This window comes from Garicola koreensis (assembly GCF_014195445.1).
In the GTDB taxonomy this organism is placed as follows: domain Bacteria; phylum Actinomycetota; class Actinomycetes; order Actinomycetales; family Micrococcaceae; genus Nesterenkonia; species Nesterenkonia koreensis.
Map to the genome: position 1 here is coordinate 59,951 of NZ_JACIBT010000002.1, position 12,091 is coordinate 72,041.

A 12,091-nucleotide genomic window follows, 5' to 3' on the forward strand; every position below is an offset into this window, starting at 1 on the left:
CCCATTGCGTTCGGTCACGCAGGCTGACTGCATCTGCGGCCCTTTTGGGCCGCAAACGATGTCAGACTGCGTGACCGAACGGGGGTGGGACGGAACCCGATCCGCAGGCTCAGCTAGGCTGAGCACAGATGCTTTTGAAGGGAACACATCATGGCTGACCCCGCCCGCGCCGCACGGCTGGCCTCACGGGTAAAGGTGATCATCGCCGAGGCGCTGCGCCGCAGCGTCAAGGATGAGCGCGCTGAAATGATCACCGTCACCGATGCCCGCGTCACCAATGATCTGCAGCACGCCACGATCTACTACACGGTGCTTGCCCCGGACGAGGAGACCAAGGCCGGGGTCGAGCAGCTGCTGGCCGCCAACCAGGGCAGGCTGCGCGGTGCGCTGGGACGGCAGCTGAGCATCCGGCTGACCCCCACCCTGGAGTTCGTCGCCGATGAGATCCCGGAGTCGGCGGCCCACTTGGAGGACCTGCTGCGCAAGGCCCGCGAGCAGGACGAAGCCGTCGCCGCCAAGCGCGAAGGTGCCAAACCGGTGGTCGAATCGCCCTACCGGACTGACGCCGAGGCTGGCGAAGCCAATGCCGCCGGCGATCGGCCAGGCACCGAAGACAGTTAGCGCATCCGGAGCAGAGCACCCATGGGAAAACGGCAGCGGCCGGAAGAGATCGAAGTCGGATCCGGCATCGTCCTGGTGGACAAGCCGGCCGGCTGGACCAGCCACGACGTCGTCGGGCGCATCCGTAAGCTGGCCGGAACCCGAAAAGTCGGCCACGCCGGCACCCTGGACCCTGCGGCCACCGGTGTGCTGGTGGTGGGCATCAACCGTGCCACCCGGCTGCTGACCCACATCGTGGGGGTGGACAAGACCTACACCGCCACCATCCGGCTGGGTGAGGCCACCACCACCGACGACGCCGAGGGCGAAGTCACCGCCACCCGCTTCGCCAACGCCGTCACCACCGAGGCCGTCGCCGAGGCGGTGCAGCGGCTGACCGGTGAGATCATGCAGATCCCCAGCAGCGTCAGCGCGATCAAAGTCGATGGTCGCCGCGCCTACGACCGAGTCCGGCAGGGTGAGGACGTGGAGCTCGATGCCCGGCCGGTCACCGTCTCCCGCTTCGAGGTTCATCAGATTCGCCGGGTCGACGGCGGCAAACTGGTCGACCTCGACGTCGAAGTCCGCGTCTCCTCCGGCACCTACGTGCGCGCGCTGGCCCGCGATCTGGGGGACCTGCTGGGCACCGGGGCCCACCTGACCGCGCTGCGCCGCACAGCGGTGGGCCCCTACACCCAGGACCAGTGCCTGCGGCTTGAGGAGCTGGGCAGCGTCAACGACGATGGCGACTTCGGCTACATCGGCCTGGCCGAGGCCGCGGCACAGCTGTTCCCCGCTCGCCGGCTCACCGCCGAGGAGGCCGAACACCTGCGCCACGGTCGGCGGATCACCGCCAGCGGCACCGCAGAGGTCACCGTCCCCGACGGCGGGCCTGACCTGATCAGCCCGCAGCGTGAACAGCTGACGGCGGCCTTCGCCCCGGACGGGGAACTGATTGCCCTGCTGCGCGACATCCCGGCCAAGCCCGGGGCGTCGTCGTCGCCGGATGCCGCCGAAGCAGCGGTCGCCGGACCAGCGGTGCTGCAGGCCAAACCAGAGTTGGTCTTCGCCCAGTGAGCGCAATGTTCCTGGTCGGCACAGTCATCTGTGCCCTGTCGGTGCTGATCTGCTGGACCATGACCGCAGTGCGCACCCACCCGGCAGACTCGGCAATCATCAGCCTGGCCGCCATCGAGCTCTACCTGGTGGTCTATGCCGTCTACGCCGGGATCCGCCAAGCGATGGGGGAGCCGGTCGCTGGTCCGGTATGGGAGTTCTGGGGCTACATCCTCACCGCTCTGCTGCTGCCGGTGGGCGTGTTCATCTGGGCGGTGATCGATAAGACCCGCTGGTCGAACCTGGTGATGAGCTTCGTGGGTCTTGTGGTGTTCGTCATGGTCTACCGTTTGGAGGAGATTTGGTGGGGCAGCGCGCTGTGAATGCTGAAAATGTGAGTGCTGGGGACACCGGTGCTGAGGAGTCCGCCGCAGCCGGGGCGACCCCGCGCAACCGTGGGGTGGGGATGCTGATCATCACCGCCTACGGCATCTTCGCCGTCAGCTCCTTCGCCCGGGCCTTCTACCAGATCGTGCCGTTCCCGGACGAGGAGAAGGTGCAGTTTCCCGACGCGCCACTGGCGCTGAGCCTCTCCGCGTTCGCCGCCGCGGTCTACATCGTGGCGACCGTGGCGCTGGCCCGCAGTTCGGCCCAGGCGTGGAGAGTTGCGCTGGCCGCTGTGCTGATGGAGCTGACGGGGGTTATCGCCGTCGGGCTCTGGTCTGTGGTCCAGCCTGAGATGTTCGAAGTCGCCACCGTCTGGGGTGAGTTTGGGCGCGACTACGGTTGGGTTCCGCTGCTGCTTCCGCTGGTGGGACTGTTCTGGCTGCTGAAGCATCGGCCCCGGTCCCAGGCGTAGGATAGACCGCGTGCAGATTTACCACGGGCTCGACGAAGTCCCCGCCGACCTGGGGACCACTGCCGTGACCATCGGCAACTTCGACGGCGTCCACCTCGGACACCAACACGTGCTGGAGCAGGTGATCGACCAGGCCCAGCGCCGCAGCGCGCGCACAGTGGCGGTCACCTTTGATCCGCACCCGGCGTTCATCCACCGCCCGGAAGCCACCCCAGACCTGCTGACTGGCACCTCGGAGAAGCTGGCCCGCCTGCAGGCCGCAGGGCTCGACGCCGCCCTGGTGCTGCAGTACACTCCACAGCTGGCCGCCCATACGGCTGAGGATTTCGTCCGGACCTTCTTCGTGCAGGCGTTGAATCCGGCAGTGGTCGTGGTCGGCTACGACGTGCGCTTCGGTCGGGACAACGCAGGAAACTTCAACACGCTGATGGCCCTGGGCCAGCAGTACGGCTTCGACGTCGTCGGAGTGGACGACTACGGCATTCCGGGGCCCGACCAGCACCGATTGGGCACCCGCTGCTCTTCCACCGCCATCCGCGGTGCGCTTCAGCACGGAGACGCAGCCATCGCTGCCGAGATGCTGGGGCGGCCCCACTCAGTGGTCGGTGAGGTGGTCCACGGTGAGGCGCGCGGCCGTGCGCTGGGGTTCCCCACCGCCAACCTCGGTCAGGACTCCGAAGGTATGGTCCCCGCCGACGGGGTCTATGCCGGCTGGGTCACCGGGCCGGATCACCGGCGCTGGCCGGCCGCCGTCTCGGTCGGCTCCAATCCCACGTTCTACGGCGCCCAGCGGGTGGTGGAGGCCCACGTGATCGACCGGCCCGATGAGCAGGTGGAGGACTTCGACCTCTACGGCCAGCAGATGCGGGTGGAGTTCGTGCAGCGGCTGCGCGGCATGGTCGCCTACGAGGGCGTGGACAAGCTGGTGGCGCAGATGCACCAGGACGTCGACGACGCCCGCAGCGTGCTCGCCGAAGCCCCGGCCGATGCGAACCGATCTGCGCCGTGAGTCTGCGGTGACGGGGTCTGGGGTGCCTGGGGTAGGGGCGTCCGAGTCTGCGGCCACCAGAGCTGGGCCGAACCGGCCGAAGGCCCGCACGGATGCGGCTCCACTGATCACAGCAGAGCAGCGACGACGCCGGCTGGGCGGGGCCTTCGCCCGGCAGCAGTCGCTGACCGAAGCCGAAGCCTACGACGCCGTCCGGCCGCACTACCCGCACCAGGCGGTGGCGCAGATCCTGGCCCTGGCCGGTTCCCGCAGCAAGTGGGCGTTAAGTGCCGGAATATCCGAGACTGGTCGCTTCATTCCGGCACGAAACGCCCACTCTGGCGTGCCGGAGGTCGGCCGGGAGGCGGAGCCGAGCATTCCGACACAAATCCAGCAATCGATCAGTGGTGGGGCGCCCCGGGTGGTCGACCTGGGGGCCGGCACCGGGATCCTGAGCCGCCAGCTGCTTGCCGCGGGCGCGTCGGTGCACGCGGTGGAGCCCAGCGCCGCTATGACCGAGGTGCTCGCCCAGAGTGAGGTGCTGGCGCGCGCCGCCGGAGGCATGGATGGGCGGCTGCAGATCAGTCACGCGCAGGCCGAAGACACCGGCCTGCCCAGCGGCGAGACGGACATCGTGGTGGCCGCCCAGGCGTGGCACTGGTTCGACCCGCAGGCGGTGCAGGCTGAAGTGCGGCGGCTGCTGGCCCCCGGGGGAGGGCTGGGGCTGATCTGGAACTACCTGGACACTGCGGACCCCACAGTCCACCGACTCACCCGCATAATGCGCGCCGGCGACGTCTACCGGCCCGGCTGGCGCCCCACCCTGGACACCGAATGCTTCACGCAGCCCCAGACCGTCGAGCACCGCTGGAGCAGGACCCTCAGTGTGGCCGAGATCCTCCGCTACGCCACCACCCTGAGCTCATGGCTGGCCGCCGAGGACGACGCGCGCGCTCGACGTCGTGCCAATCTGCAGGACTATCTGCACCGCGAGCTCGGTCTCACCGCCGCGGACACGGTTGAGCTTCCGCAGATCACCGTGCTGCACACTGCCCGGCTGCGGCACGCTGCCCCAGGCGATCAAGATCTGCAGCGGTAGGGTGAGGGGTGCCGCATGCCCAGGCCCAAGACCGGGGGAAAGACGTGAATGAGAGGCACATACGTGGTGCAGGATAAGAGTCTGAGCACGATGCAGATCGGGGAGGTCGCTGAACGAACACACCTGTCGCTGCGCACCATCCGGCACTACGATCAGGTGGGTTTGGCGCCGCCTTCCGCACGTACCGAGGGAGGATTCCGGCTCTACACCGAGGCGGATGTGCAACGGTTGAATCATATCCGGAGGATCACCCCGCTGGGCTTCAGTCTGGAGGAGACTGCCGAGGTCTTGAGCATCCTAGAGGCCGATGATGGTCCGCGCGAGGGACTGAGTGAGTTCCTGGAGCAGGCGCGGACAGCCCGGCAGAAGCTGGCCCGGAAGCTGCAGCAGGCCGATGAGCTCATCGACGCGCTGCAGCAGCGCCAGCAGAGCTGAGATACCCCGCAGTGGGGCAACCGTGAGCAGAATCACCACGAAATCCTGCCGGATCAGCGCTGATCGAGAAACTCTACCCTCACGTTAGGGTAGAGTTTCGGGTTGGACAATTGTGTGTGAAGTGATGGGAGCATCAGGTTGTCGACCACGATTCATTCGGCCCCGCCGGAGGGGATAACACCGGAGCAGCGGCAGTCCGTGTGGCGAACGTTGAAGTCTCCGCGCATGCTGAAGACCGAGGTGTTGGCCGGACTGGTGGTCGCCCTGGCGCTGATCCCAGAGGCGATCGCGTTCTCCCTGATCGCCGGAGTCGACCCACGGGTGGGGCTCTTCGCCTCATTCACCATGGCGGTCTCCATCGCGTTTCTGGGTGGACGGCCGGCGATGATCTCCGCGGCCACCGCTGCCACCGCCCTGGTGATCGCCCCGCTGATGGCCTCCCATGGGATGGACTACTTCATCGCGGCCGTGATCCTGGCGGGAATCTTCCAGGTGCTGCTCGGTGTGCTGGGCGTGGCCAAAGTGATGCGGTTCATTCCCCGGTCGGTGATGATCGGGTTCGTCAACGCGCTGGCGATTCTGATCTTCACCTCCCAGCTGCCGGACCTGATCGGGGTGTCGTGGCTGGTCTACCCCATGACTGCAGTCGGCCTGGTGATCATCTACCTGCTGCCGCGGATCACCACAGTGGTGCCAGCCCCGCTGGTGGCCATTGTGGTCCTGACCGCCCTCGCGGTGATCTTCGCGTGGAGCGTGCCCACAGTGGGCGATAAGGGTGAACTGCCAGAGTCCCTGCCCACACTGTTCATTCCCGCGGTGCCACTGACCGTCGAGACTTTCCAGATCATTGCGCCCTACGCATTGGGCATGGCTCTGGTGGGCCTGCTGGAATCGCTGATGACGGCTAAACTGGTCGACGACGTCACAGATACCCATTCCGATAAAGTCCGAGAATCCTGGGGCCAGGGTGTGGCCAACGTGATCACCGGCTTCTTCGGCGGGATGGGCGGCTGCGCGATGGTCGGGCAGACCATGATCAATGTCAAGGCCTCCGGAGCCCGCACCAGAATCTCCACATTCGTGGCGGGACTGCTGATCTTGGTGTTGGCCGTGTCCCTGGGTGATGTGGTGGCGATGATCCCAATGGCAGCCTTGGTGGCGGTGATGATCTTTGTCTCCATCGCCACCTTCGACTGGCACAGCATCCGCTTCTCCACCCTGAAGTTCATGCCAAAGTCCGAGACGACCGTTATGGTCGTCACTGTCGCAGGAACAGTTGCGACGCACAATTTGGCAGTCGGGGTGGGACTGGGAGTGCTCACCGCGATGGTTCTCTTCGCCCAGCGGGTCTCGCGCTTCGCCGACGTCACCCGCACAGTGACCGGTGCAGGCGAAGAGGCTGTTGCTCGGTACACCATGGTCGGAGAGCTGTTCTTCGCCTCATCCAACGACCTCTACACACGATTCGACTATGCAGAGGACCCGCAGCACATCAGTATCGACTTCACGCAGTCACACCTGTGGGATGCCTCGACCATCGCAGCCCTGGACTCCGTCGAAGAGAAGTACCGGCACTACGGAAAAACTGTCGAAATCACTGGGATGAACATCGCCAGTCGCGCCATGCGCGCTCGCATGTCCGGCCGCCTGGGCTGAGGCCATGTCCGCCGCTCTGGGCGCGGCATCAAGGTCAGCAGTAGCAGACAGCGGGATCCTGCGGTAAAGTGGAGTGGTTGTCAACATGACGACGTCGCCATGCTGCAGTCCGCGGTGGCTGGCACCGGGTAAGACCGGTCTTTGTTCGCGGTACAACACCAAGGAGCTTTTCTATGGCTTTGGATCAGGCTGTCAAGCAGCAGATCATGCAGGAGCACGCAACTCACGAGGGCGACACCGGATCCCCTGAGGTCCAGGTGGCAGTGATGACCCGTCGGATCTCCGACCTCACTGAGCACCTCAAGGACCACAAGCAGGATCACCACACCCGCCGCGGGCTGATGGTTTTGGTCGGGCGTCGTCGTCGTATGTTGAAGTACCTGGAGTCCAAGGACATCGAGCGGTACCGTGCGCTGATCAAGCGCCTGGGACTGCGCCGATAAAAAGCGTCGGCGGTGACACGCCGAAACCAAGCTGATGAGACGGGTGGCTCTTTCTTTAAGGGTCACCCGTCTTGTATGGGACACTAGTGTCCAGCAGCTTACCGGTTGAGACTGAGTCGACCTGTACCGGTCCTCGGTAGTGGCCTCCGGGGCGCGTGAGAACGCAGCACCCGTGGGCTTCGATCGAAGACCGTGCACAGATTCACCTCTTCCGGACGGGCTGCATTGCAATGCCACCGAACAGAAGAGAGGAACCACCCTATGCAGGGACCTGAGGTTCACTACGCCGAAGCCGTGATCGACAATGGTCACTTCGGCACATCCACTATCCTTTTCGAGACCGGACGCCTGGCCAAGCAGGCCGCCGGCTCCACACTGGTCACCCTCGACGAGGAGACCAGCATCCTGTCGACCACAGCGGTCGGCAAATCGCCCCGGGAAGGCTTCGACTTCTTTCCGCTGACCGTCGACGTCGAAGAGCGGATGTACGCCGCCGGCCGCATCCCCGGTTCGTTCTTCCGCCGTGAAGGACGCCCCAGCACCGATGCGGTGCTGACCTGCCGGCTGATCGACCGCCCGCTGCGCCCCGCCTTCAAGAAGGGCATCCGCAACGAGGTCCAGGTGGTGGAGACCGTGCTGTCCATCAACCCGGACGACCCCTACGACGTGGTCGCCATCAACGGCGCCTCGCTGTCCACCCAGCTCTCCGGTCTGCCGTTCTCCGGCCCGATCGGCGGAGTCCGCATGGCTCTGATCCACGACTCCGAGGGCGCCCACTGGGTGGCCTTCCCTAAGTACTCGCAGCTGGAGAACGCCGTCTTCGACATGGTCGTTGCCGGGCGCGTCGTCGGTGACGACGTCGCGGTGCTGATGGTCGAAGCCGAGGCCACCGACAACTCCTGGCGCCTCATCAAGGACCAGGGCAAGACCGCTCCCACCGAGGACATTGTGGCTGAGGGCCTGGAGGCGGCCAAGCCGTTCATCCGAGTGCTGTGCGAGGCTCAGGCCGACCTGGTCGCCCGCGCCGGCAAGGAGCCGGTGGAGGTCCCGACCTTCATCGACTACCAGGACGACGCTCTGCAGGCGGTGACCGCTGCCGCTGAGGAGAAGCTCTCCAGCATCTACCAGATTGCTGACAAGCAGCAGCGCCAGAACGCCGACGACGAGTTCAAGGCCGAAGTGATCGAGCAGCTGGCCGGCGAGGGCAAGCCCTTCGAGGGTCGGGACTCCGAGGTCAGCAAAGCCTTCGGCGAGGTGACCAAGCAGGTCATCCGCCAGCGCATCCTGCGCGACCAGGTCCGCATCGACGGCCGTGGGCTCAGCGACATTCGCCAGCTCACCGCCGAGGTCGAGGTGCTGCCGCGGGTGCACGGTTCGGCAATCTTCGAGCGTGGCGAGACCCAGATCATGGGTGTCACCACGCTGAACATGCTGAAGATGGAGCAGACCATCGACAGCCTGTCGCCGGAGACCAAGAAGCGCTACATGCACAACTACAACTTCCCGCCCTACTCCGTGGGTGAGACCGGCCGGGTGGGCTCGCCCAAGCGCCGCGAGATCGGCCACGGTGCGCTGGCTGAGCGCGCCATGATCCCTGTGCTGCCCTCGCGGGAAGAGTTCCCCTACGCGATCCGTCAGGTCTCCGAGGCGCTGGGCTCCAACGGGTCGACGTCGATGGGCTCGGTCTGTGCCTCCACGCTGAGCATGCTCAACTCCGGTGTGCCGCTGCGCGCCCCGGTGGCCGGCATCGCCATGGGCCTGGTCTCCGACGAGGTCGACGGCGAAACCCGCTATGCGGCGCTGACCGACATCCTCGGTGCTGAGGACGCCTTCGGCGATATGGACTTCAAGGTGGCTGGCACCGAAGAGTTCATCACTGCGATCCAGCTGGACACCAAGCTCGACGGCATCCCAGCCAGCGTGCTCTCCGCGGCCCTGAAGCAGGCGCGTGAGGCTCGGCTGCACATCCTGGGCGTGATGAACGCTGCGATCGAGGGCCCCGACGAGATGAGTCAGTTCGCCCCACGGATCATCAGCGTCTCCGTTCCGGTGGACAAGATCGGTGAGGTCATCGGCCCCAAGGGCAAGATGATCAACCAGATCCAGGAGGACACCGGCACCGATATCTCCATCGAGGACGACGGCACAGTGCTCATCGGCGCCACCGACGGCGACTCCGCAGAGGCCGCCCGCAGCGCGATCAACGCCATCGCCAACCCGCAGGTTCCCGAGATCGGGGAGCGCTACCTGGGCACCGTGGTGAAGCTGACCAGCTTCGGCGCATTCATCTCCCTGACCCCGGGCAAGGACGGGCTGCTGCACATCTCTGAGCTGCGCAAGCTCAATGAGGGCAAGCGCGTCAACGACGTCGAGGACGTCCTGGGTGTGGGCCAGAAGATCCAGGTCGAGCTGTCCAAGGTCGATGATCGCGGCAAGCTCAGCCTGATCCCTGTCGTTGACGAAGACGACTCCGACCAGGAGAAGCACAGCGTCAACCAGGTCGTGGAAGACGACGACGCAGAGTGAGCTGTTCGGTTCAGCGGCAGTAGTCGCCTGAGCTGAAAAAGGGCCGGCCGGATCATCCCGAAGCGGGGATGATCCGGCCGGCCCTTTTGTGCTTGCTGACCACCAGCGTCAGCTGCGTGCGGGGCTCACGTCGAGCTCTGGCGCTGCAGGATTCTGTGGGTGCTGGCTTCCGGGGTGATGGTCAGCCGCCGCAGCAGTTGCGCGTTGAGTGCCACCACAACGGTGGACAGCGACATCAGAATGGCGCCGACGCTCATGGGCAGCACGAATCCGATGGGGGCGAGCACGCCGGCTGCCAGCGGCACGGCGATGATGTTGTAGCCGGCGGCCCACCACAGGTTCTGCTTCATCTTCGCGAAGCTGGCCCGAGAGAGTTCAAAGACTGAGAGCACCGACCGCGGGTCCGAGCTGGCCAGGATGACTCCGGCGGAGCCGATGGCCACATCGGTCCCGGCGCCGATGGCGATTCCCACGTCTGCCTGAGCCAGGGCGGGGGCATCGTTGACCCCGTCACCGACCATGGCGACTCTGCGGCTCTCCTCCTGAAGTTCAGCGACCTTGGCGGCCTTGTCTTCCGGCCGCACACCGGCGAAGACGCGGTCGATTCCCAGTTCGGCAGCCACAGTGTCAGCCACCGCCTGGGCGTCACCGGTGATCATCACCACCTGCGAACCTGCCGCATGGAGAGCGTCGACGGCGTCCCGGGACTCTTGTCGGACCTCATCGGCCAGCCGCAGGGCACCGATGATCTGGCCTGCGGCAAACACGTGGAGGATGATCGCGCCCTCCTCTCGCCATGTGTCAGCGATCGGAAGCTCTTGGGCTTCGTGGTGCTGCAGCAGGTAGGGTCCGCCCACTTCGATGGTTTCGCCCTCTACGGTGGCTCTGACACCTACGGCGGGGGAGGCGGAGAAGCCTGAGGCGGCGGGAACCTGCAGGTCAGCGGACTGGGCGGCACCGACGATGGCCCGGGCCAGCGGGTGTTCGCTGTCCGATTCGGCGGCGGCAGCCAGGGCGAGCACCCGGTCCTGCTCGTAGCCGGTGACCGGCTCCACGGCGGTGACGGTGGGCTCGCCCTTGGTGAGGGTGCCGGTTTTGTCGAACAGCACAGTGTCCACAGTGCGCATCGATTCCAGGGCCAGGCGGTCCTTGACCAGCACACCGCCGCGGGCGGCGCGCTCGGTGGCAATGGAGACCACCAGCGGGATCGCCAGCCCCAGGGCGTGGGGGCAGGCGATGACCAGCACGGTGATGGTCCGCACCACTGCGGCATCGGGTGTGCCCACCAGCAGCCAGATGACCGCGGTGATCAGGGCCGCACCCAACGCGAACCAGAACAGCCATCCGGCAGCAGTGTCGGCGATCCGCTGGGCGCGCGAGGAGGAGGCCTGAGCATCGGAAACCAGCTGCTGGATGCCTGCCAGGGCGGTGTCGGCGCCGGTGGCAGTGACCTCCACCCGCAGCCCGGAGTCGGTGGCCACCGTCCCGGCGACCACGTGGTCACCGGCGGTCCGGCGCACCGGCTGGGACTCACCGGTGACCATGGACTCATCCATCGAGGCCGAACCGTCGATGATCTGCCCGTCGGCCGGCACCGAGGAACCGGGCCGGACGATCGTCACATCACCGACCACCAAATCGCCCGGGGCAACGGTCACCACCTGGTCGCCGTCGAGCTTTTCGGCCTCGTCCGGCAGCAGGGCGGCCAGCGAATCCAATGCGGAGGTGGTCTGGGCCAACGAGCGCATCTCTATCCAGTGGCCCAGCAGCATGATGACCACCAGCAGCGCCAGTTCCCACCAGAAGTTCAGCTCAGGGTCCAGAATTCGCAGGCTCGCACCCCAGGATGCGAGGAACGCGACGGTGATGGCCAGGCCGATGAGCAGCATCATGCCGGGTTGGCGGGCGCGGACCTCCGAGACTGCACCGGTCAGGAACGGCTGGCCGCCCCAGACGTAGATGACGGTGCCCAGCAGCGGAGAGACCCACCACACCCATCCGGCGTCGGCAAGCTGGTAGCCCAGCAGGTCGGCGAACATCTGGTTGAAGGCCACCACCGGTACAGCCAGGACCAGCATGGTCCAGAACAGTCGCCTGAACTGCCCGACGTGGTCACCGTGCCCTCCGTGACCGTGCCCTGCGTGAGCGCCGTGCTCCGCATGGTCGCCGTGACCGCCGGCGTGGTGGTCGGCATCGTGGTCGTGGTGCTCGCCGTGGTGCTCGCCGTGGTGGTCATGGTGGTCGGCGTGCTCGTCATGGTCATGACCGTGCTGTTCTGGCGCGGCTGATGTGTGCAGGCGGTGCTCCTCGCGTGTCATCATGCTCCTGTCTGTGGGGTGCCGGGGCATTGAAGGGGGTCCGGGGCGTTGGAAAGAACAGTACCTGGCCGTCGGTCGGTTGGTGTTCGATCGTAACAGTCTTCATCCTAT

Annotated in this window: 12 protein-coding genes; 11 read left to right on the forward strand and 1 reads right to left on the reverse strand. The window is 66.0% G+C overall.

Translation table 11 applies throughout. The features are described 5' to 3' along the window. Positions 1-150: 150 nt before the first annotated feature. The 10 genes from rbfA to FHX47_RS05725 all read left to right on the forward strand — a co-directional run bounded on the left by rbfA (position 151) and on the right by FHX47_RS05725 (position 9,662). The gene (rbfA, locus tag FHX47_RS05680) at positions 151-621 is read left to right on the forward strand and encodes a 30S ribosome-binding factor RbfA (RefSeq protein WP_183357951.1); all 471 of its coding nucleotides are present in this window, start codon (positions 151-153) and stop codon (positions 619-621) included. A 21-nt stretch (positions 622-642) separates the two neighbouring features. Further along, complete coding sequence (truB, locus tag FHX47_RS05685) at positions 643-1,677, forward strand: tRNA pseudouridine(55) synthase TruB (RefSeq protein WP_183357952.1); 1,035 nt, start codon at positions 643-645, stop codon at positions 1,675-1,677. A 5-nt stretch (positions 1,678-1,682) separates the two neighbouring features. Continuing rightward, a complete protein-coding gene (locus FHX47_RS05690) occupies positions 1,683-2,039 on the forward strand; it encodes a hypothetical protein (protein ID WP_183358079.1) in 357 nt (118 codons plus the stop codon). An 11-nt stretch (positions 2,040-2,050) separates the two neighbouring features. After that, positions 2,051-2,515 (forward strand): hypothetical protein, encoded by a 465-nt coding sequence (locus FHX47_RS05695; protein ID WP_183357953.1) that lies wholly within the window; start codon positions 2,051-2,053, stop codon positions 2,513-2,515. A 10-nt stretch (positions 2,516-2,525) separates the two neighbouring features. Continuing rightward, on the forward strand, positions 2,526-3,524 hold the full coding sequence (locus FHX47_RS05700; protein ID WP_183357954.1) for a bifunctional riboflavin kinase/FAD synthetase: 999 nt from the start codon (positions 2,526-2,528) through the stop codon (positions 3,522-3,524). Beyond that, positions 3,502-4,602, forward strand: a complete 1,101-nt coding sequence (locus FHX47_RS05705) for a class I SAM-dependent methyltransferase (RefSeq protein WP_183357955.1) — start codon at positions 3,502-3,504, stop codon at positions 4,600-4,602. Before FHX47_RS05700 ends, FHX47_RS05705 begins: the two co-directional genes overlap by 23 nt. 90 nt (positions 4,603-4,692) lie before the next feature. Next, positions 4,693-5,037 carry a MerR family transcriptional regulator gene (locus FHX47_RS05710; RefSeq protein ID WP_246328066.1) on the forward strand — a complete coding sequence of 115 codons (345 nt, stop codon included), beginning with the start codon at positions 4,693-4,695 and terminating at the stop codon, positions 5,035-5,037. A gap of 225 nt (positions 5,038-5,262) precedes the next feature. Further along, entirely contained in the window at positions 5,263-6,693 is a 1,431-nt protein-coding gene (locus FHX47_RS05715) for a SulP family inorganic anion transporter (protein WP_183357957.1), read from the forward strand. Positions 6,694-6,866: 173 nt separating this feature from the next. After that, positions 6,867-7,136, forward strand: a complete 270-nt coding sequence (gene rpsO / locus FHX47_RS05720) for a 30S ribosomal protein S15 (protein WP_183357958.1) — start codon at positions 6,867-6,869, stop codon at positions 7,134-7,136. Positions 7,137-7,397: 261 nt separating this feature from the next. Further along, positions 7,398-9,662: a polyribonucleotide nucleotidyltransferase gene (locus FHX47_RS05725; protein ID WP_183357959.1), complete on the forward strand. Its 2,265-nt coding sequence runs from the start codon at positions 7,398-7,400 to the stop codon at positions 9,660-9,662. A 125-nt stretch (positions 9,663-9,787) separates the two neighbouring features. Here the strand turns inward: FHX47_RS05725 and FHX47_RS05730 are convergent, their stop codons facing one another. After that, positions 9,788-11,740: a heavy metal translocating P-type ATPase gene (locus FHX47_RS05730; protein ID WP_425484898.1), complete on the reverse strand. Its 1,953-nt coding sequence runs from the start codon at positions 11,738-11,740 to the stop codon at positions 9,788-9,790. A 63-nt stretch (positions 11,741-11,803) separates the two neighbouring features. Between FHX47_RS05730 and FHX47_RS11120 the strand changes: the two genes are divergently transcribed. After that, on the forward strand, positions 11,804-11,950 hold the full coding sequence (locus tag FHX47_RS11120) for a hypothetical protein (protein WP_425484899.1): 147 nt from the start codon (positions 11,804-11,806) through the stop codon (positions 11,948-11,950). The last annotated feature ends 141 nt before the right edge of the window (positions 11,951-12,091 follow it).

Coding starts and splice junctions, on each gene's coding strand:
- rbfA (WP_183357951.1), top strand. CDS start 151: ATGGCTGACCCCGCCCGCGCCGCACGGCTGGCCTCACGGGTAAAGGTG.
- truB (WP_183357952.1), top strand. CDS start 643: ATGGGAAAACGGCAGCGGCCGGAAGAGATCGAAGTCGGATCCGGCATC.
- FHX47_RS05690 (WP_183358079.1), top strand. CDS start 1,683: ATGTTCCTGGTCGGCACAGTCATCTGTGCCCTGTCGGTGCTGATCTGC.
- FHX47_RS05705 (WP_183357955.1), top strand. CDS start 3,502: ATGCGAACCGATCTGCGCCGTGAGTCTGCGGTGACGGGGTCTGGGGTG.
- FHX47_RS05710 (WP_246328066.1), top strand. CDS start 4,693: ATGCAGATCGGGGAGGTCGCTGAACGAACACACCTGTCGCTGCGCACC.
- FHX47_RS05715 (WP_183357957.1), top strand. CDS start 5,263: ATGCTGAAGACCGAGGTGTTGGCCGGACTGGTGGTCGCCCTGGCGCTG.
- rpsO (WP_183357958.1), top strand. CDS start 6,867: ATGGCTTTGGATCAGGCTGTCAAGCAGCAGATCATGCAGGAGCACGCA.
- FHX47_RS05725 (WP_183357959.1), top strand. CDS start 7,398: ATGCAGGGACCTGAGGTTCACTACGCCGAAGCCGTGATCGACAATGGT.
- FHX47_RS05730 (WP_425484898.1), bottom strand. CDS start 11,740: ATGCTGGTCCTGGCTGTACCGGTGGTGGCCTTCAACCAGATGTTCGCC.